Here is a 19962-nt window from a genome sequence, read left to right as displayed (position 1 = left end):
TGTCGGCTGACATGTTTTCGACAGAATATCTGGGACTTGTTGACAGGTAATCCCAAGGATCATTTGTGTTTCAATGCCCTGTCAGGCCTGGATCTCCTGTCATATCAACCGATATTTCATCAGGATCCTTGCTGACTTGGCCTGTGGCGACATATGAATTGGATCTGAATGCTGAGCAGGCTGTTGGTATCCTGTTTGGAGACTGTGATCATTATCGACTGGTGATCTGGCTGAGATCTTCTGCGGTCTGGCTTCAGGCTTCATTGGACGGATCCCTGATCCGGATCTGTGGGCAAAGCGGACCGCGACAGCGGAAAAATTGCGATCATGCACCACATGGACGGTGATGACTGCTTTGGTGCTTGATGTGGCTCTCGTATTTGACACCTTTCATGAAGGGGGTTAGGTTAAAAGCCATGAAGACATTTTTTAGCCAACAGCGAATTATTATCATCATTCCTTAGGAGTGGTGGGTTCGTGTTGCCGAAATTTAACTGACCCGCTCAAGAGGCGGGTTTTTTGTAAACTGCATCTTGGGCGCTCTGACAACGAAAGAGGTCCTTGATGCGTAAAGAATCCAATTCAGGCCAGGACGCAGTGTCGTCCCCGGCATTTTCCTTTGTGGCCGCAGAGCATGCGGTCCTCGACTTCTGGCAGCACCGGCAGATTTTCCGGCAGTCACTTCAGGCTTCGGCCGAGCAGCCGGAGTATGTGTTTTATGACGGGCCCCCTTTTGCCACTGGCCTGCCGCATCACGGCCATCTGGTTGCATCAACCATCAAAGATGTCATCCCACGATACTTCACCATGCAGGGATTTCATGTCCAGCGCCGGTTTGGCTGGGATTGCCATGGCCTGCCGATTGAGCATGAGATCGACAAAACCTTAGGCATGTCGGCCAAAGAGGCCGTGGCCGAGCATGGTTTGGCGCAATATAACGACGCCTGTCGGGGCATTGTGCAGCGCTATACGAAAGAGTGGGAGAAAACCATCACCCGGCTGGGGCGCTGGGTGGATTTCGAGAATGATTACCGCACGATGGAGCCCTGGTATATGGAATCGGTGTGGTGGGTCTTCCGCCAGCTGTGGGATCAGGGGCGGGTCTATCAGGGCAAGAAAGTGGTGGCTTACTCCACGGCGCTGGAGACCGTGCTGTCGAACTTTGAGGCCACCTCCAACTATCAGGATGTTCAGGATCCTGCGCTCACCGTGCTGTTCCGGCTGGCCGATGAGGATGCTTATTTTGCGGCCTGGACAACCACGCCCTGGACACTGCCGTCGAATCTGGCGCTCTGTGTCGGTCCGGCAATCGACTATGTCAAAGTCAGAGACGAGGCCGCAGGTTGCACGTTCTGGCTGGCCCAGTCTCAGCTGGATGGGATCGGCAAGGGGTGCTCACTGACCGTACTGGCCCACAAAACCGGCGCTGATCTGGCCGGGATGCGTTACCTGCCGCTGTTTGATGATTTTGCCCATATGCAGGCCGACGGGGCGTTCCGGGTGCTGGCCGATGACTTTGTCTCGACAGACAACGGCACTGGCATTGTGCATCTGGCGCCAGCTTTCGGGGAAGATGATCAGCGGGTGGCCAGAGCCCATGGCCTGGACGCCGCTCCCTGTCCGCTGGACAGCCTCGGATGTTTCACCGCGGAGGTGGCAGCTTTTCAGGGGATGTACATCAAAGATGCCGACAAACCTATCATTCGTGCCTTGCAGTCCCGGGGGCAGCTGTACCGGCAGGAAACGATCGTCCACAGTTATCCGTTCTGCCCGCGTTCGGACACCCCGATCATCTATCGCACCGTCCCGTCCTGGTATATCCGGGTCGAGCCGATGCGCGATGCACTGGTCGCAAACAATCAGCAGGTGAACTGGGTGCCGGAACATCTGAAAGAAGGCCGGATGGGCAACTGGCTGGCGGGGGCGAAAGACTGGGCGGTTTCCCGCAACCGTTATTGGGGAACGCCGCTGCCGATCTGGGTGAATGACACCACAGGCAACCGGCTGTGTCTGGGTTCACGGGAAGAGTTAGCCCGTTATACCGGCGTCACGGTTGCGGATCTGCACCGGGACCATGTGGATAATCTGACATTCACTCTGCCGGGAGAAGCCGGGGTCTACCGTCGCATTGAAGAAGTGTTCGACTGCTGGTTCGAGTCGGGCGCCATGCCTTATGCACAGGTGCACTATCCGTTTGAAAATAAAGATCAGTTCGAGAAAAACTTCCCGGCCGCTTTTATTGCGGAGGGGGTCGATCAGACCCGGGGCTGGTTTTATACCCTGCAGGTGCTCAGTCACTGCCTGTTTGGCAAAGCGGCGTTCAACAATGTCATCGTCAATGGCATCGTGATGGCTGAAGATGGCAAGAAGATGTCGAAACGTCTGAAAAATTATACCGCACCCGATGTGCTGATGGAGCAATACGGCGCGGATGCCCTGCGGCTGTATCTGATCAACTCCGGGCTGGTGAAAGCCGAGGAGCAGCGTTTTTCGGACAGTGGTGTACAGGACATGGTGCGTCGGGTACTGCTGCCCTGGTACAACGGCTACCAGTTCTTCGCTACCTATGCCGGGCTGGATCAGTGGCAGGCTGCGGCGGAACCCGTGCCCAGCGATAACATCCTGGATCAGTGGATCCTGTCCCGGCTTCAGACGCTGATCCGGCAGGTGAACACCGAGATGCAGCAATATCGCCTGTATCAGGTGGTGCCGGCACTGTTTGAGTTTCTCGAACAGCTGACCAACTGGTATATCCGTCTCAACCGGGCCCGGTTCTGGCAGTCGGGGATGACTGAGGATAAGGCGCACGCCTATCAGACGCTGTTCCGTTGCCTGGAGACATTCGGCATGCTGATGGCCCCGTTTGCGCCGTTTCTGTCGGAACATCTCTATCGGGCGATGCTGGCCTTCCGTCAGCCCGGCAGTGTGCCGGAATCGGTCCATCTGTGTACCTATCCGGTCGCCGAGACGGCCTTGCAGCAACCGATGCTGGAAGCGTCCGTCGAGCGGTTTCAGCATCTGGTCATCATGGGACGGCAGAAGCGCAATGAGCTGAAAATCAAAATCAAAACCCCGTTGAACCGAATGACGGTGCTGCACCGCGATCCGGCTGTGCTGGCGGATGTGGCCCGGTTGTCGGACTATATCCGTACCGAGCTGAACGTGAAGACGGTATTGTTCAGCGAGCATGAAGCGGACTACATCGACTTCTACGCCAAACCGAACTTTGCCGGATTGGGTCGGCGGCTGGGGCCGAAGATGAAGCATTACTCAGCCCTGATCCAGTCCCTGACGGAAGCCCAGCTGATGGATTTGCAAACGCAAGGCCAGCTGACACTCGACGGGGAAGTGTTCAGCGATGAAGATATTGTGCTTTACCGTCAGGCGAAAACAGGCACTCATGCCGTGTCGAACCGGTTTATCTCGCTGGATGTGGATCCGGAGCTCACGGATGCGCTGATCGGGGAAGGGGCTGTCCGGGAGGTGATCAGCCGGATCCAGAAGCTCCGTAAGGACAATGGATTTGCGGTCAGTGACCGGATCCGGATCGACCTGCAGGCCCCGGTGACGATAGCGGACTGGGTGACCCGGCATCAGGCGTATCTGATGGAGGAAACGCTGGCGGTTGCGCTGGAGGTACAACCGTTCACGGACAGTGCATCAGGCAAGGGGCAGGTGTTCTCGACCGAGCATGGTGAGATTGCGATCTCGGTTGCTGTGGTGCCCGCTTAAACGCGAAAGCCCCGCTCATTGGCGGGGCTTTAATCGTGTTGAATTAACCCAATTTGTTGTGCCATTTCTTTATTAATCACCATTGCATTGGCACGCCAAAGCTTACATTGACGATAGAGGACCTGCTTTAGCTTATCCGTTAAGTCAGGTAAATATGCTTTGGGAGCTTCCGGGATGACCAGGTAGAAAGTAATTTTACTGGTTCGCCAGTTCATGGCGCGGATATCTGCGCTTAATTCATCCCGAACATGGACTGAGTGCCCTGTGGAGCCAGTGAGTAATGCTTGCAGCGAGTTGTCGAATTTCTCGAAAATTTCATGAAAGTATTCATTAAATCGGTCGATATTTTTTGTGCTGCTTGGAACTGATGCTTTCGCTTCAACAAGAATCAGTTTTTGCTCGTTTGTCCACCAGATAAACTCACAAGCTTTAATTCCTGATATGCCTTGAATGGTTGCAGACTTTTCTACTTGATAGATTTGACTGGGATTGAAGGGACCAAAATGGACACCAGACTCAACGATGGTAATCATGAAATACCTTCAAACTCTTGTTCAAAAAGGCGAATCGATTCATTAATAATTTCTGTGTCGGGTAGACCATCTCTGAGTAAGCAGCTTTGGTGCCACAATCCGTCCTCATCGGCGATAAAGCACGGCAAGGGAAGTTCATGTTTTCTGGCAATTAACAGCAGTTTCTTGATGACATAGTAGGAATGCGTTGCCATAAATATCTGCATTCCTTGTTCAGTCAGCATGTGCAGAATATCTAAGAGTTTGATAATGGCTGTCGGGTGCAAAGCTGATTCAGGTTCATCAATAAAGATCACTGAGCCAGGGGTCAGGAAGCGGTTACCAAGTAATGTATCCAGAATCGCGATCTTTTTGATCCCTTCTGCCGTACTATGAATCGAGAATTTTGAGTTTTTTTGTTTATACACCCATTGTTGATCCTCAAAAACGACTTTTCCCTGAAACATGTCTTCAAGCTGTTTACGCGACTTCGAAAAACTATCATAGTTTCGGCCGCGCTGAGGTTGGTTCTGTAAGGCGAGGATGAGATCTGAATAAGTTGCATCATAGCCAAACTCTCTGTTTTGCAGGGAACTGCGTAAGATGACATTCCACAGAGACAGCACTTCTTTTGGGGGTAAGAAAACAGAGTTGTCCTCTCGAACCGGAAGGGTATTCATACTGGGCCTGACGAGTTTGCTCGTATCCTGTCCAAAACTAAAAGAAAGTGATGATTGATCTGACATGGTTGCGCTGACTTCGAGTCGGTTCCCTTTGCCTCTTTTGACTAGATCACCAAGAGGCTGACTTTGGAAAGTCCAGTACAGTTTATCGCTCAATACATCATGAAATTCTCGATTGTCCTGGCCTCGTCCAAATTCTTCCTGAGCACGCATGACACAATAAAGTGATTTTAATAACCAGGTTTTACCGCAGCCATTGGTGCCAATTATGACATTGAGTTTGCCTAAATTTTTGCCTTTGGCTTCCTTTATTGGCCCGCTGTTATGAATTGCGAAATGTTCAATCATAGTACTAACCTTGAAGTTATTTGATTCAATATAACAACGCTTATAGCTTTGATAAACCTGCTCATTTAACTATGAGTTGTGTGACCTCCTAATCTTCGTTCACAGAACGAGGGTTAGGAGGTATGCGCGATAAGAATTACTTCCCGATGCAAAAGGAAGTAAAGATGCGGCCCAGCAAATCATCGGAGGTAAATTCCCCGGTGATTTCGCTCAGGTGCTGCTGAGCCAGACGTAGTTCCTCAGCCAGGATTTCGCCCGCCATGTAACCTTCCAGCTGTGCCTTGCCGGTGTCAAGGTGCGTCGCAGCGCGTTCCAGTGCATCCAGATGGCGACGGCGGGCCATGAAGCCGCCCTCCGTGGTTCCGGCGAAGCCCATGCAGGCTTTGAGGTGTTCGCGCAGGTCTTCCACGCCATCTCCGGTCCGGGCTGACAGGCGGATCAGGGTGGGCTGGCTGACATGGCAGATCCCGGCGGTTTCACCGGTCAGCTCCACTTTGTTGCGGATCACCGTCAGACCCATGCTGTCGGGCAGGCGCTCGATAAAATCGGGCCAGATCTCTGCCGGATTGGTCGCATCCGTGGTGGTGGCATCGACCATAAACAGCACGCGGTCTGCCTGCTGGATTTCATCCCAGGCCCGCTCAATGCCGATGCGCTCGACTTCGTCGCTGGCGTCCCGAAGTCCGGCGGTGTCGATGATGTGCAGTGGCATGCCATCTATGTGGATGTGCTCACGTAGGACATCACGGGTGGTGCCGGCAATGTCGGTGACAATGGCGCTGTCTTTGCCGGACAGGGCATTGAGCAGGCTGGATTTGCCAGCGTTCGGCCGCCCGGCGATCACGACTTTCATGCCTTCGCGCATAATCGCGCCCTGATTGGCTTCGCGGCGCACGGCGTCGAGCTGTGTCATCACCGCATCTAGATCAGCGCTGACTTTGCCGTCACTGAGGAAGTCGATTTCTTCTTCCGGAAAGTCAATGGCCGCTTCCACGTAAATACGAAGACGGATCAGGGCTTCAACCAGATCATTGACCCGGTTTGAAAAAGCCCCCTGCAGCGACTGAAATGCACTCTTGGCGGCTTCCTCGCTGCTGGCGTCAATCAGATCGGCAATGGCTTCGGCTTGTGCCAGATCCAGTTTGTCGTTCATGAAAGCGCGCTCAGAGAACTCACCCGGCCGGGCCGGACGAACGCCGTCGATGAGCAGGATGCGCTTGATTAGCATGTCCATCAGGACCGGACCGCCGTGGCCCTGCAGTTCCAGCACGTCCTCCCCGGTAAAAGAATTCGGGTTGGGGAAGTACAGGGCGATGCCCTGATCCAGCGCGGTTCCGTCTGCGGCGCGGAACGGCAGATACTCTGCGTAACGGGGCTTGAGTGAGCGTCCGGTGACGGCTTCTGCCACCTGGCCCGCCAGCGGGCCGGAAACGCGGATAATGCCGACCCCGCCCCGTCCCGGTGGGGTGGCCTGAGCAACAATCGTGTCGGTCGTCTGTGTCATCATGAATGCTTCGTCAGTTGGCGTGGGCGCCATTGTAATCAGTGTTTACAGGATAGCCAACTCTGTGAGCCGGCGATGGCGCAGGAAATAAAAAGGCGGCCCGGTTGGCCGCCTTGGTCTCATCTTCAGGAAGCAGGCTTACTTGCTGTGCAGGCCTTTCTTCTCTAGTTGCTTGAAGATGATGGACTGCTGAATCAGCGTCACGATGTTCGATACCAGCCAGTACAGTACCAGACCGGATGGGAAGAACAGGAAGAAACCGGTGAACAGCACAGGCATGAAGGTCATGATCTTCTGCTGCATCGGATCCGTCACTGTGGTCGGACTCATCTTCTGAATCAGGAACATGGTCACACCCATCAGAATCGGCAGGACGTAGTACGGGTCTTGTGCGGACAGGTCGTGGATCCAGCCGAAGAAAGGTGCGTGACGCAGCTCGACTGATTCCATCAGCGCCCAGTACAGAGCGATGAAAATCGGCATCTGCAGCAGCAGTGGCAGACAGCCACCCAGCGGGTTGACTTTCTCTTTCTTGTACAGCTCCATCATTTCCTGGCTCATGCGCTGACGGTCTTCGCCGAAACGTTCACGCATTGCCTGCAGCTTAGGTTGCAGCATGCGCATTTTTGCCATAGAGGTGTACTGTGCTTTGGTCAGCGGGAACATCACACCACGAACAATGAAGGTCAGGATGATGATGGCGATACCCCAGTTGCCCACAAAGCCGTGGATCAGAGACAGCAGCTTGTGCAGCGGGCTCGCGATGAACCACAACCAGCCGTAGTCGGCGGTCAGATCCAGGTTGTCTGCGGTGGCTTCCAGTTTGTCTTGCAGTTTCGGACCGATCCACAGTTTCGCGGTGGTCATCACGCCTGCGCCCGGTGCTACAGTTTCACTTGGCATTCGCACGCCAATGTAGCCTTGTCCCTGACCGGTACGTGAGAACAGGTTGTGAGTTGGGCCTTGAACGCTCTGATCTGTCGATTTGGGAAGCGGTGTCGGGATCCAGGCGGTCACGAAGTAGTGCTGCATCATTGCAGCCCAGCCTTCTTTCATGGACAGGTTCAGGTTCTTGTCTGCCATGTCATCAAAGCTGTACTTCTTGTATTTTTCTTCGTCGGCAGAGAATGCGCCGCCACGATAGGTCGGCATGGTCAGGCTGCCACCGTCATCCATCAGTGTCTGCTTCAGCTGCGCATACATTTGTACGGTTGCTGGTTTGTCAGATTTGTTGTCGATGGTGTAAGACACTTCCAGCGCATAGCTATCGCGCTGAAGCAGGAAAGTCTTGGTATATTCGATGCCGTCTTTGCTGTATGTCAGCGGGACACGCAATTCGTTCTGACCTTCGGCCAGGACATATTCTTTTTGATCAGCGTGCAGCTGGGCACGGCCAGCGGTGGAGTCGATACCGTTTGGACCGATCAGACCTGATTGCGCCGTATACTGGTGCGCCGGGTCATTTTTCAGCAGAACGAACGGATCAGCTGAGTCCAGTTCGTTGTCATAAGCCAGCAGTTTGGCTTCAACAATATCACCACCCAGGGTATCAACAGTCAGATCCAGCACATCGGTGCGGATGTGGATCAGCTTGTCGGAATTGCTTGGCCCCGGAATCGTCGCACTGTCACTGGCATGTGACGGTACATCGCCCTGAGTCGTCGCGCTTTGCGCAGCTGTCTGGTTCTGAGTTTGCGGGCTGTTGTCGGCATTCCACTGCTGAAACAGCAGGAAAGATACAAACAGCAGGGCAATTAACAGAATATTGCGTTGGGAATCCATCGTTAATGTTCTCTGTCGTTATCCTGGGTTGGCGGAACGGGGTCGTAACCACCGTGAGTCAAAGGGTGACATCTTAATAGACGTTTCGCCGCGAACCAACAACCTTTTATTGCTCCATGGGTTTTTACCGCTTCGATCGCGTATTGGGAGCAGGTGGGGGTGAAACGACAACGTGGCCCGATCAGCGGGCTGATTGCCAGTTGGTAAAAGCGGACCAGTCCGACGACTAGCCACGCGAAGGGCGAGACAGGCGATGCCATAGCTTATCTAGCAACTGACACAGTTCGGCGTTGCTCAGTTCACCGGCACTTTTTTTGGCGATCACCACAAAGTCCTTTGCAGGTAAATCGTGTTGTTTGAGACGGAAACGTTCCCGTGCCAGACGCTTAAAACGATTTCGGCCTACAGCGGTTTTGATTTGTTTTTTGGGGACTGCCAACCCGAGCCTTGGATGGTTCTGGGTGTTTTTTCGGGCCAGAATGGTTAAGTGAGGAGAGCCAGCACTGTGCGCTTGCTGGAAGACGTGTTTGTAATCTTCGGGAGTTAACAGACGTAACTCCCGAGAAAAAGCGTACTTATTCAAAATAATCGTGGTGATTACTTAGACAGACGCTTACGGCCTTTCGCACGACGTGCGTTGATTACAGCGCGACCGTTCTTCGTTGCCATGCGTGCACGGAAGCCGTGAGTACGCTTGCGCTTTAGAACTGAAGGTTGAAAAGTGCGTTTCATGGTTTTACCTTAAAATTACTGATCAGTTTTAAGTTTTTGTGTGCTTTGGTCTCTCTTGCGAGACGCCAAACGGGTTATCAATAACCCTTCAAGTCCACAAAGAGGCGGAATTGTAATCACTGACCCGCTTCGAGTCAATATTTCGCCACCTTTTCAGACCCGGTTTTTCGCCTGTTTTTCACAGCCAAACCCGGGCGCTGAATTATACTGGGTGTTTATCTAAGTGCAAGGATCCTGATTGGATCCCCACCTGGCGCAGGAATTTCTTCAGTCGCGGATCCTGTGGATTGGAGAAGATTTCCTGCGGTGATCCTTGCTCAACAAACATGCCGTCCGCCATAAAGATCACGCGATCCGCCACTTCGCGGGCAAACTGCATTTCGTGCGTGACCACCAGCATGGTTTGATTGCGAGTGGCCAGCATTTTCATCAGATTCAGCACTTCGCCAACCCATTCCGGATCCAGCGCTGAGGTGGGCTCATCGAACAGCAGTAACTCAGCGTTGAGTGCCATGGCCCGGCCAATGCCGACCCGTTGCTGCTGGCCGCCGGACAGCGCTGCCGGATAGCTGTCTCCTTTATCCCCCAGGCCGATGTCATCCAGGATTTGCTGTGCCTTGTCGTCGGCGTCCTGCTTTTTCCAGCCTTTGACGGTGATCAGGCCTTCGGCAATGTTCTGACGGGCGGTCAGATGCGCAAATAAGGCGTAGTTCTGAAACACGAAGCCGGTTTTACGGCGGATCGCCAGAATGTCTTTGGCGGTCGCGACCGGTGCTTCGACATGGATATTGTCGATGGTCAGGTGACCGCTGTTGGCTTTTTCCAGAAAGTTGATGCAGCGCAGCAGGGTGGACTTGCCGGTGCCGGACGGGCCGATGATAACGACGATCTCACCTTGCTCGATGGCCAGATCAATGCCGGAGAAGACGGTGTTTTCACCGAAGCGCTTGCTGAAGTTATGTAACTGAATCATCGTACATACGCCCTGTTGAGTTTCACTTCTGCCCAGTTCTGAATGCGGGTCAGGATCACCACGATACCCCAGTAAATCAGGGCCACGGCCAGGAAGGCTTCAAAAAACTTGAAGCTGGAAGAGGCTTCCATCTGAGCTTTGGCCATAATCTCGGCCACGCCCAGCGTAAAGGCCAGCGAGGTGGATTTGATCATGTCGATAAAATAGTTCATCAGCGAAGGCAGCGCGACCCGGGTTGCCTGCGGCAGAATAATGCGGCGCATGGCCTGCATTTCAGTCATACCAATCGACAGGCTGGCTTCACGCTGGCTGTGATCGACGCCGATGATTGCGGCCCGGATACTTTCAGCCATGTAGGCAGCAAAATGCAGGCTCAGGCCGATGACCGCAGCACTGAAGGCATCCAGCCCAACCAGCACAGGCATGACCTGAGGCAGCCCGTAGTACAGCAGAAACAGTTGCACCAGCAGCGGTGTGCCGCGAAAGAAGCTGATATAAACCTGACTGATCTGATCCAGCACCGGCACGCGATAAACCCGAACCAGTGCGAGAGAGACCGCAATGATCAGCGCAAAGATCAGTCCCCAGACAGCCATGCCCATGGTCGTACCCAGATATTTGAGCAGAATCGGCATGAGCGACAGCATGTAATCAAAATCGAAGCCCATAGGGATATGTGTTCCGTGGCGTATGAATAACAAAAGTGACAAGACCCACCGGAAAGGTGAGTCTTGAGATTACTGGTAGTATAAGGATGGTGACCTGAAATGGCAGGGTTTCTTGTCAGAATTTAGCGGGTAATGTCAGCATCGAACCATTTTTGTGAGATTTGGGTCAGTGTGCCGTCCTCACGCATGGCGTTCAGCGCTGTGTTGACTTCATCACGCAGCTTCTGGCCTTTTTCGTTGTTCAGGAATGGCCAGGCATTTTCAATCGTTTCGAACGTAGAGCCAGCCAGTTCCAGTGGCAGACCTGCTTTTTTGATCAGCTCCACAGAAGACAGGCGATCCATGACGAAGGCATCGGTGCGGCCCAGAGCAACATCGTGCTCAATGCCGGTGTCGTAGGTTTTGATGGTGATTTGCTCCGCATTGTCCAGCCCGCGCAGTAATTGCTCGTAGTTTGAGCCCAGGTTCACACCAACGGTTTTGCCGTTCAGGTCGGCCGTACTCTTGATTGCGTCATTGCCTTTACGCACTACCAGCTGCGCGCCGTCAATGACATAGGCATCGCTGAACAGGTACTTGGCTTTTCGCTCACTGGTAATGGTGATCTGGTTGGAAATGGTGTCAATGCGACCGGTTTCCAGCAGACCGAACAGACCGGAGAAGTTTGCGGTGACAAACTCCACTTGATAGTCGTTGCGTTTGCCAATTTCGTTCCACAGATCGACTTCGAAGCCCTGCAGTTCATCCTGCTTCACGAAGGTGAACGGGAAGTAGCGGCCGGACATGCCGACTTTCACGTCTGTGGCAGCAAATGCTGCCTGGCTGACAGTCAGGCCCAGTGCCAGTGCGGTAAAAGATGCTTTGACCCAGTGTTTCATCTGTCTACTCCTCGGATGATGCTGTTTTTATCGGGTTATTCATATCATCCTACTTGTCAGTAAGAACAATGCTTAAATAACCAAAAGTTATTTGTAATAACTATAGAGTGTGAGTTTCAGGTGTGGTGAAAATTCACTCAGCCTCAAGCCCAGGATCCTGTACTTTGTGTAAACAACTGTGAGTAAGGGTCGGCTAAACTGTGTTGATCTGGCCCACGCTTGTGGGATCTGTGTGAATAACTTCGATCTTATTCACTGGATCTGGGATCTCTTTGCTGGAGATCCTTCGCCAGCAGGTATAAAATTGCGTCCCTTTTCGTTTTTTCGTTATTCAATGTGGAGTCGAACTTGTCATCTTCGCTTTGGCTGCAGTGCCTTCAACGCCTTCAGGAAGAACTCCCTGCCACGGAATTCAGCATGTGGGTTCGTCCGCTACAGGCCGAGTTAAACGACAACACCTTGACCTTGTTCGCCCCGAACCGTTTTGTGCTGGACTGGGTGCGGGACAAGTACCTCAACAGTATCAATCGACTGCTGAACGAATTTTGCGGCGCCGATGCGCCGATGCTGCGCTTTGAAGTGGGCAGCAAGCCGGTGACCGTACCGCCGCCTCAGCCAACCGCGGCCGTGGCCACGGTTGCAGCAGACGACCGAATCGATCCGCCGTCCCCGACCTGGGAGCCTGCACCGTCACCGGTACAGCCTGAATCGGCAAAAGGGTATCGATCGAATGTGAATCCCAAACATAACTTCAACAACTTCGTTGAGGGTAAATCGAACCAGCTGGGTCTCGCAGCCTGCCGCCAGGTGGCGGATAACCCGGGTGCAGCGTATAACCCGCTGTTTTTGTATGGCGGCACGGGTTTGGGTAAAACGCACTTGCTGCATGCGGTCGGGAATGCGATTGCGGATCGTAAACCCAATGCCAAAGTGGTTTACATGCATTCCGAGCGCTTCGTGCAGGACATGGTGAAAGCCCTGCAGAACAACGCCATTGAAGAATTCAAACGTTATTACCGCAGCGTCGATGCGCTGCTGATCGATGACATTCAGTTCTTTGCCAACAAAGAGCGCTCTCAGGAAGAGTTTTTCCATACCTTTAATGCGCTGCTTGAAGGCAACCAGCAAATCATCCTCACCTCGGATCGCTATCCCCGTGAAATCAGTGGGGTGGAGGATCGTCTGAAGTCCCGCTTCGGCTGGGGACTGACGGTAGCAATTGAGCCGCCGGAGCTGGAAACCCGGGTTGCGATCCTGATGAAAAAGGCAGAGGACCACAATATTCGTCTGGCCGACGAAGTGGCCTTCTTTATTGCCAAGCGCCTGCGTTCGAATGTGCGGGAACTGGAAGGGGCGCTGAACCGGGTGATCGCGAACGCGAACTTTACCGGTCGTGCTATTACCATCGACTTTGTCCGCGAAGCGCTGCGCGATTTGCTGGCCTTACAGGAAAAGCTGGTCACCATTGATAACATTCAAAAGACAGTGGCTGAGTACTATAAAATCAAGATGGCTGATATGCTGTCCAAGCGTCGCTCCCGCTCTGTTGCTCGCCCACGCCAGATGGCGATGGCATTGGCGAAAGAGCTGACCAACCACAGTCTGCCGGAAATCGGCGATGCGTTTGGTGGACGCGACCACACCACAGTGCTGCACGCCTGCCGTAAGATTGAGCAGTTGCGTGAAGAAAGCCATGATATTAAAGAAGATTACTCTAACCTGATCAGGACACTGTCGTCTTAATATGAAATTTACCGTTGAACGAGAACATCTCATTAAGCCGCTGCAGCAGGTCAATGGTGCGCTGGGCGGTCGTCCGGCGCTGCCGATTCTGGGTAACCTGCTGCTCAAAGTTGACGCGGGTGCATTGTCGCTGACCGCAACGGATCTTGAAGTCGAGCTGGTGGCTAAACTGGTGCTCGACGGCGAATGGGAACCGGGTGCGGTGACGGTTCCAGCGCGGAAGTTTCTCGATATCTGTCGTGGCTTACCCGACAGTGCTCAGTTGAAGATTGAATTACAGGGCGACCGGTTATTACTGCGCTCTGGCCGGAGTCGTTACTCACTGACAACCTTGCCGGCTAATGATTTTCCGAACATAGAAGACTGGCAAAGCGAAGTCGAACTGCATCTGGCGCAGGGGCAGGTTCGTCAGTTGATCGAAAGCACTCAGTTTTCTATGGCCCATCAGGATGTGCGTTACTACCTGAACGGTATGCTGCTGGAAACCGACGGCAAACAGCTGCGGTCGGTGGCAACCGACGGTCACCGGATGGCGGTCTGCACGGTGGATACCGAAAGTGAACTGCCTGGCAAACAAATAATTCTGCCTCGTAAAGGGGTGATGGAGCTGGTTCGCCTGCTCGATACTCCGGATGCCGAGGTCGTGCTGCAGATTGGCCAGTCTAACCTGCGCGCGGTGGTCAACAACTTCATCTTTACCTCCAAGCTGGTGGATGGTCGCTTCCCGGATTATCGCAGGGTCTTGCCGCAAAACAGCAGTAAGTTCCTGCAAGCTGGCTGCGATGAACTGCGTCAGGCGTTTTCCCGTGCGGCTATTCTGTCGAACGAGAAATTCCGCGGAGTTCGGGTCAATCTTGCAAACAACGAGATGCGAATCACCGCGAATAACCCGGAACAGGAAGAAGCAGAAGAAGTGCTGGATGTTGATTTTCAGGGCGATGAACTGGAGATTGGCTTCAATGTCAGCTACATCCTGGATGTGTTGAATACGCTCAAGTGCGATCAGGTCCGGATTTCGATGACAGACGCCACGGCCAGCACCCTGATTGAAGATGTCGCGGACAGTGATGCCGTGTACGTGGTGATGCCGATCCGGCTGTAACCCATGGCGCTGACGCGATTTATAGTCAAAGATTTTCGTAATCTTGAAGCCTGTGATCTCACCTTGTCCGATGGCTTTAACTTTCTGGTCGGTGCCAATGGCAGCGGGAAAACCAGTTTGCTTGAAGCCATTTACTTCCTTGGCCATGGCCGCTCCTTTCGCAGTCACCTGACCAGCCGGATTATCCGACATGGTCAGGATGAACTGGTGTTGCATGGCCGTGTCCGGACAGAGAGTGATCTGGAGCGACCGCTGGGCATTCAAAAGCAGCGGGACGGGACGACACAGGTTAAAATAGCCGGCCAGGCTGGCCAGAAAGTGGCACAACTGGCGCAGATTCTGCCGCTGCAGTTGATCACGCCGGAAGGTTTTGATCTGATGGTGGGCGGTCCGAAATTTCGCCGCGCATTTATCGATTGGGGCGTGTTTCACGTGGAACCCCGCTTCTATCAAGCCTGGAGCCGCGTGAAGCGGTTAACCAAGCAGCGCAACGCCTTACTGAAAACTGCCCGCAGTTACCGGGAACTTAGCTACTGGGATCAGGAACTGTCTCTGCTGGCAGAAACCATTGACGGTTGGCGATCTGATTATGTTGCGGCGCTGCGGGAGCAGGCAGCCGCATTCTGTGCAGATTTTCTGCCGGAGTATGACATCCAGCTGGGTTATTACCGGGGCTGGGAGAAGTCCACGCCTTATCAGGAATTACTGGCGGCGAACTTCGAGCGGGATCTCCAGCTGGGGTATACCGTCAGTGGTCCCCATAAAGCCGATCTCCGCCTGAAGGTGTCGGCGATGCCCGTGGATGATGTACTGTCCCGGGGGCAGCTGAAATTACTGATGTGTGCCCTTCGGTTAGCGCAGGGGCAACAGTTGCGACAGGCAACCGGCAAGCAATGCCTTTACCTGATCGATGACTTTGCTTCTGAGCTCGACAGCGGGAAGCGGGCTTTGCTGGCGAAAGGATTACACGATACGCAGGCTCAGGTGGTCATCAGTGCCATCAGCGAGGAGCAACTGGGTGACATGAAGGACGAAAAGGGCAAGATGTTTCATGTCGAACAGGGTAAAATAACCGCAGGATAAATTAAGCGAGAGTAACTCAATGTCCAACAATTACGATTCATCAAGTATCAAGGTATTAAAGGGTCTTGATGCGGTACGTAAGCGTCCGGGGATGTACATCGGCGATACGGATGACGGTACAGGTTTGCACCACATGGTTTTTGAGGTCGTCGATAACTCCATCGATGAGGCTCTTGCTGGTCACTGTGAAGATATCGTGGTGACAATCCACGAAGACGGTTCAGTTTCTGTCAGCGATGACGGTCGTGGTATTCCAACCGATATGCACCCGGAAGAAGGGGTGTCGGCTGCGGAAGTTATTATGACTGTCCTGCACGCCGGCGGTAAGTTTGACGATAACTCCTATAAAGTTTCCGGTGGTCTGCACGGTGTGGGTGTTTCGGTGGTCAACGCATTGTCTGACAAGCTGGAACTGACCATTCACCGTCATGGCAATATCCACCAGCAGATTTATCATCTGGGTGAGCCGCAGGCACCTCTGGGTGTGATTGGCGATTCAGACCGGACCGGGACCCGGATCCGTTTCTGGCCAAGTGATACGATTTTCACGGACACCACCTTCCATTACGAGATTCTGGCCAAACGTCTGCGCGAGCTGTCGTTTTTGAACTCTGGTGTGTCGATTAAGCTGATTGATGAGCGCGATAACAAGCAGGATCACTTCAAGTATGAAGGCGGGATCCGTGCGTTCGTTGAGCACCTGAACCGGAACAAAACCCCAATTCACCCGAAAGCGTTTCACTTTGCGTTTGAACGTGAAGACGGTATTTCCGTTGAAGTTGCGATGCAGTGGAACGACAGCTTCCAGGAAAACATTTACTGTTTCACCAACAACATTCCGCAACGCGATGGTGGTAGTCACCTGGCCGGTTTCCGCGGTGCACTGACCCGTACCCTGAACAATTTCATGGATGCCGAGGGCTATACCAAGAAAGCCAAAGTGGCGACCTCAGGTGACGATGCCCGTGAAGGTCTGACCGCTGTGGTTTCGGTAAAAGTGCCGGATCCTAAATTCTCCAGCCAGACCAAAGATAAGCTGGTGTCGAGCGAAGTGAAACCGGCGGTTGAGTCGGCCATGGGTGAGAAGCTGAGTGAATACCTGCTGGAAAACCCAACCGATGCCAAGATTGTCTGCGGCAAGATTATCGATGCTTCCCGTGCCCGTGAAGCGGCACGTCGTGCCCGCGAAATGACCCGCCGCAAAGGCGCACTGGATCTGGCTGGCCTGCCGGGCAAACTGGCCGACTGTCAGGAAAAAGATCCGGCGCTGTCTGAACTCTATATTGTGGAGGGTGACTCTGCAGGCGGTTCAGCCAAGCAGGGCCGTAACCGGAAGAATCAGGCGATTCTGCCGCTGAAAGGTAAGATCCTGAACGTTGAAAAAGCCCGTTTCGACAAAATGCTGTCTTCTCAGGAAGTCGCAACGCTGATCACTGCGATGGGTTGTGGCATCGGCCGGGATGAGTACAACCCGGACAAACTGCGTTATCACAGCATCATTATTATGACGGATGCCGACGTCGATGGTTCGCACATCCGAACGCTGCTGCTGACGTTCTTCTACCGTCAGATGCCGGAACTGATCGAGCGTGGCCATATCTTCATTGCTCAGCCGCCGCTGTATAAAGTGAAGAAAGGAAAGCAAGAGCAGTACATCAAAGACGATGAAGACATGAGCCAGTTCCAGATTGCGCTGGCTCTGGAAAATGCATCTTTGTTTACCAGTGAAACGGCGCCGGCAATTTCCGGGATGGCGCTGGAAACGCTGGTGAAGCAGTACAACGGTGTGGTGAAGCTGGTTGAGCGCATGAGCCGTCGTTACCCGACACTGCTGCTGAACGAACTGACCTATCAGCCGCGTCTGAGTGACGAGAAACTGGTTGATCAGGCGCAGGTGGAAGCCTGGGTGAAAGCTGTTGTGGATGCGCTGAACGAGAAGCAAACCGGCGAAAGTCATTACGGCTATGAGGTGTTCCAGGACGAAGAACACAATGTCTGGTTGCCGAAGATTGTGGTTCGAACGCACGGTGTCGATTACCAGTATCCGCTCAGTTACGATCTGCTGCATTCGAAAGAGTACGGCAAACTGGCTGATTTGTCGGAAGCATTGTGTGGTCTGCTTGAAGAATCGGCCTTTGTTCAACGTGGCGAGCGTAAACAACCGGTCTCCAGTTTCAATGAAGCACTGGAGTGGCTGATCAAAGATTCCAGCCGTGGTCTGAGCCGTCAGCGCTACAAAGGTTTGGGTGAGATGAACCCGGATCAGTTGTGGGAAACCACGATGGATCCTGAATCACGCCGGATGATGCAGGTAACCATCAATGACGCGGTCGCAGCGGATGAGTTGTTTACCACACTGATGGGTGACCATGTTGAACCGCGTCGTCAGTTCATTGAAGAAAATGCATTGAACGCGAATCTGGATGTTTAACCGTTCTGATTCACCTGAAAACGCCGCTGAACAGCGGCGTTTTTTTTATGGCGTTGTTTATGCGGCTACCTGTGACGTACTGGCGATTGCTGTGGCAGGTTGGGTAGGGCACGAGCAATGATGGATTGTGTGTCGATGTCTGCCGGCAGCGTGCCAAACTGATAGCTGCTGTGCTCTGACAGTCTGGCTCGCACAAAGGCCTGTGCGATCTGAGGGTCGCCATAAACCAGCAGGGTGGCACTTTGCCAGAGCAAGGCCAGGTGCTCCATGATACTTCTGGCACGAAATTCGATTTGATGCTGATCGGCGAATTCCTGTTTGAGTCTTGCCAGTTGTTGATCAAACAGTGGATGCAGTCCTTTCGCAGATTCGAATTCACTAAATAAGGCATTCAACGTTTCCGGCTCACGCTGCAGCACCCGCAGTAAATCCAGGCACTGGACATTTCCTGAACCTTCCCAGATCGAGTTGACGGGCGCTTCCCGGTATAAGCGGCTGGCGACATTCTCATCGACATAACCTACACCGCCAATACATTCCATGGCTTCAGCGCTGTGCTGGATGGCACGTTTGCAGATCCAGTATTTTCCGATCCCCGTGGCACTGCGCACCAGTGCATCTTCCTTGGGATTTTCCTGCTGATCCAGAGCATGGGCAATCCGCAGGGTGACAGCCAGCGCGGCTTCTGCTTCCAAAGCTAAATCGGCCAGGACGTTTCGCATCAGAGGCTGATCATGCAGATTTTTACCAAACACATGTCGGCCCGAAGTATGCCAGATGGCTTCCCGGGCTGCTTGTGCCATCAAGGCGCTGGAGCCAATCATGCAGTCATAGCGGGTGAGGGCAACCATGTCGATAATCGTCCGGATCCCCCGGCCTTCTTCGCCCAGCAGCCAGCCATGGGCACCACGAAATTCAATCTCAGCACTGGCATTTGAGCGGTTCCCGAGTTTGTTTTTCAGTCGCTGGATGTGCATCGGGTTCTTACTGCCGTCTTCCCGCCAGCGTGGCACCAGAAAACAGGAGAGTTGTTCGCCTGTTTTTGCCAGTACCAGAAAAGCATCGCACATGGGAGCAGAGCAGAACCATTTGTGTCCTGTCAGGCGGTAGTTTTTTCCCGGACCAGCTGCGTGAACCGGCGTTGCCAGAGTGGTATTCGCCCGCACATCGGAGCCGCCTTGTTTCTCGGTCATCGCCATGCCAATGGTCACCCCCTGTTTTTCGAAATAGGGACGATTGCTGCCGTCATAGTGTGTCGCGGTAATTTTCGGCAGCCATTGTTCCGCCAGATCCGGCTGATGTTTGATTGCCGGAACACTGGCAAAAGTCATGGTTAACGGACAGCCTGAGCCTGGATCGGCCTGAGTATGCAAGAAAGCCATGGCGGCGCGGGCAACGTGGGCACCCGGCCGGGGCATTGTCCAGGGCAGGCTGGTGTGTCCGGCCTCGATGGCATGTCGCATCAGCTGGTGATATGCCGGATGATAATCCACCTGATCGATTCGATAGCCAAATCTGTCATGCGGCTGGAACTCGGGCGAGTGTTTGTTGGCGAGAAAACCCGCCTCCAGTAATGTGTGACCGACGTGATGACCAAAAGCAGACAACTGCGACTCAGCCCAAGCGCCTTCAAATTGCCGGACCCAGTTTCTTAAGATGGCGTTGGTATCATAAGCATTGAAGTGTTCCAGTGCCGCGGGCTGATTAAAGACGTGATGGGTGTCCTGACTTGATGCTGTCATTGCCATATCCTTGTGATCCATGCTGGTGGTTTCCTTTCTGCGCACGACT

General features: G+C 53.5%; 16 protein-coding genes. 5 read left to right on the top strand and 11 right to left on the bottom strand.

The features are described 5' to 3' along the window. Window positions 1–564 precede the first annotated feature (564 nt). Window positions 565–3732 carry an isoleucine--tRNA ligase gene (gene ileS, locus Q4579_RS15865; protein WP_303565546.1) on the top strand — a complete coding sequence of 1056 codons (3168 nt, stop codon included), beginning with the start codon at window positions 565–567 and terminating at the stop codon, window positions 3730–3732. Window positions 3733–3761: 29 nt separating this feature from the next. Here the strand turns inward: ileS and Q4579_RS15860 are convergent, their stop codons facing one another. The 10 genes from Q4579_RS15860 to Q4579_RS15815 all read right to left on the bottom strand — a co-directional run bounded on the left by Q4579_RS15860 (window position 3762) and on the right by Q4579_RS15815 (window position 11812). Continuing rightward, window positions 3762–4265 (bottom strand): hypothetical protein, encoded by a 504-nt coding sequence (locus Q4579_RS15860; protein WP_303565544.1) that lies wholly within the window; start codon window positions 4263–4265, stop codon window positions 3762–3764. Continuing rightward, entirely contained in the window at window positions 4262–5275 is a 1014-nt protein-coding gene (locus Q4579_RS15855) for an ATP-binding protein (protein ID WP_303565543.1), read from the bottom strand. Before Q4579_RS15855 ends, Q4579_RS15860 begins: the two co-directional genes overlap by 4 nt. Window positions 5276–5411: 136 nt before the next feature. Then, complete coding sequence (gene mnmE, locus Q4579_RS15850) at window positions 5412–6779, bottom strand: tRNA uridine-5-carboxymethylaminomethyl(34) synthesis GTPase MnmE (protein ID WP_303565601.1); 1368 nt, start codon at window positions 6777–6779, stop codon at window positions 5412–5414. Window positions 6780–6917: 138 nt separating this feature from the next. Beyond that, window positions 6918–8561 carry a membrane protein insertase YidC gene (yidC, locus tag Q4579_RS15845; protein ID WP_303565542.1) on the bottom strand — a complete coding sequence of 548 codons (1644 nt, stop codon included), beginning with the start codon at window positions 8559–8561 and terminating at the stop codon, window positions 6918–6920. Between the two features lie 2 nt (window positions 8562–8563). After that, a complete protein-coding gene (yidD, locus tag Q4579_RS15840) occupies window positions 8564–8821 on the bottom strand; it encodes a membrane protein insertion efficiency factor YidD (RefSeq protein ID WP_303565540.1) in 258 nt (85 codons plus the stop codon). Further along, window positions 8788–9144, bottom strand: a complete 357-nt coding sequence (gene rnpA / locus Q4579_RS15835; protein ID WP_211646684.1) for a ribonuclease P protein component — start codon at window positions 9142–9144, stop codon at window positions 8788–8790. Before rnpA ends, yidD begins: the two co-directional genes overlap by 34 nt. 14 nt (window positions 9145–9158) lie before the next feature. Further along, on the bottom strand, window positions 9159–9293 hold the full coding sequence (gene rpmH, locus Q4579_RS15830; RefSeq protein WP_081669218.1) for a 50S ribosomal protein L34: 135 nt from the start codon (window positions 9291–9293) through the stop codon (window positions 9159–9161). Between the two features lie 202 nt (window positions 9294–9495). Next, on the bottom strand, window positions 9496–10266 hold the full coding sequence (locus Q4579_RS15825) for an amino acid ABC transporter ATP-binding protein (RefSeq protein ID WP_303565539.1): 771 nt from the start codon (window positions 10264–10266) through the stop codon (window positions 9496–9498). Continuing rightward, window positions 10263–10934: an amino acid ABC transporter permease gene (locus Q4579_RS15820; RefSeq protein WP_211646682.1), complete on the bottom strand. Its 672-nt coding sequence runs from the start codon at window positions 10932–10934 to the stop codon at window positions 10263–10265. The genes Q4579_RS15825 and Q4579_RS15820 overlap by 4 nt, the downstream gene beginning before the upstream one ends. A 122-nt stretch (window positions 10935–11056) precedes the next feature. Then, window positions 11057–11812 carry an amino acid ABC transporter substrate-binding protein gene (locus tag Q4579_RS15815; RefSeq protein ID WP_303565537.1) on the bottom strand — a complete coding sequence of 252 codons (756 nt, stop codon included), beginning with the start codon at window positions 11810–11812 and terminating at the stop codon, window positions 11057–11059. A gap of 348 nt (window positions 11813–12160) precedes the next feature. Here Q4579_RS15815 and dnaA point away from each other — a divergent pair, with 348 nt between their 5' ends. The 4 genes from dnaA to gyrB are packed head-to-tail and all read left to right on the top strand — an operon-like array spanning window position 12161 to window position 18171. Beyond that, entirely contained in the window at window positions 12161–13555 is a 1395-nt protein-coding gene (gene dnaA / locus Q4579_RS15810) for a chromosomal replication initiator protein DnaA (RefSeq protein WP_303565535.1), read from the top strand. A gap of 1 nt (window position 13556) precedes the next feature. Further along, window positions 13557–14657: a DNA polymerase III subunit beta gene (gene dnaN, locus Q4579_RS15805; RefSeq protein ID WP_211646679.1), complete on the top strand. Its 1101-nt coding sequence runs from the start codon at window positions 13557–13559 to the stop codon at window positions 14655–14657. Window positions 14658–14660: 3 nt separating this feature from the next. Then, entirely contained in the window at window positions 14661–15740 is a 1080-nt protein-coding gene (recF, locus tag Q4579_RS15800) for a DNA replication/repair protein RecF (protein WP_303565534.1), read from the top strand. Window positions 15741–15759: 19 nt separating this feature from the next. Continuing rightward, a complete protein-coding gene (gene gyrB, locus Q4579_RS15795) occupies window positions 15760–18171 on the top strand; it encodes a DNA topoisomerase (ATP-hydrolyzing) subunit B (RefSeq protein ID WP_303565532.1) in 2412 nt (803 codons plus the stop codon). 65 nt (window positions 18172–18236) lie between these two features. Here gyrB and Q4579_RS15790 read toward each other — a convergent pair whose 3' ends face one another. Continuing rightward, window positions 18237–19934: an acyl-CoA dehydrogenase family protein gene (locus Q4579_RS15790; RefSeq protein WP_303565530.1), complete on the bottom strand. Its 1698-nt coding sequence runs from the start codon at window positions 19932–19934 to the stop codon at window positions 18237–18239. Window positions 19935–19962: the final 28 nt, after the last annotated feature.

The organism is Photobacterium sp. 1_MG-2023, from assembly GCF_030547945.1.
Lineage (GTDB): Bacteria > Pseudomonadota > Gammaproteobacteria > Enterobacterales > Vibrionaceae > Photobacterium.
Note: the sequence above shows the minus strand (reverse complement) of the source record. Positions and strands in the feature narration are given on the sequence as shown.

Bases quoted from the DNA above. Each gene is read 5' to 3' on its own strand.
- Q4579_RS15860 (WP_303565544.1), bottom strand. From the start codon at position 4,265: ATGATTACCATCGTTGAGTCTGGTGTCCATTTTGGTCCCTTCAATCCC.
- Q4579_RS15790 (WP_303565530.1), bottom strand. From the start codon at position 19,934: ATGGATCACAAGGATATGGCAATGACAGCATCAAGTCAGGACACCCAT.
- yidD (WP_303565540.1), bottom strand. From the start codon at position 8,821: ATGGCATCGCCTGTCTCGCCCTTCGCGTGGCTAGTCGTCGGACTGGTC.
- ileS (WP_303565546.1), top strand. From the start codon at position 565: ATGCGTAAAGAATCCAATTCAGGCCAGGACGCAGTGTCGTCCCCGGCA.
- recF (WP_303565534.1), top strand. From the start codon at position 14,661: ATGGCGCTGACGCGATTTATAGTCAAAGATTTTCGTAATCTTGAAGCC.
- Q4579_RS15820 (WP_211646682.1), bottom strand. From the start codon at position 10,934: ATGGGCTTCGATTTTGATTACATGCTGTCGCTCATGCCGATTCTGCTC.
- yidC (WP_303565542.1), bottom strand. From the start codon at position 8,561: ATGGATTCCCAACGCAATATTCTGTTAATTGCCCTGCTGTTTGTATCT.
- Q4579_RS15855 (WP_303565543.1), bottom strand. From the start codon at position 5,275: ATGATTGAACATTTCGCAATTCATAACAGCGGGCCAATAAAGGAAGCC.
- dnaN (WP_211646679.1), top strand. From the start codon at position 13,557: ATGAAATTTACCGTTGAACGAGAACATCTCATTAAGCCGCTGCAGCAG.
- Q4579_RS15825 (WP_303565539.1), bottom strand. From the start codon at position 10,266: ATGATTCAGTTACATAACTTCAGCAAGCGCTTCGGTGAAAACACCGTC.
- mnmE (WP_303565601.1), bottom strand. From the start codon at position 6,779: ATGACACAGACGACCGACACGATTGTTGCTCAGGCCACCCCACCGGGA.
- rpmH (WP_081669218.1), bottom strand. From the start codon at position 9,293: ATGAAACGCACTTTTCAACCTTCAGTTCTAAAGCGCAAGCGTACTCAC.
- Q4579_RS15815 (WP_303565537.1), bottom strand. From the start codon at position 11,812: ATGAAACACTGGGTCAAAGCATCTTTTACCGCACTGGCACTGGGCCTG.
- gyrB (WP_303565532.1), top strand. From the start codon at position 15,760: ATGTCCAACAATTACGATTCATCAAGTATCAAGGTATTAAAGGGTCTT.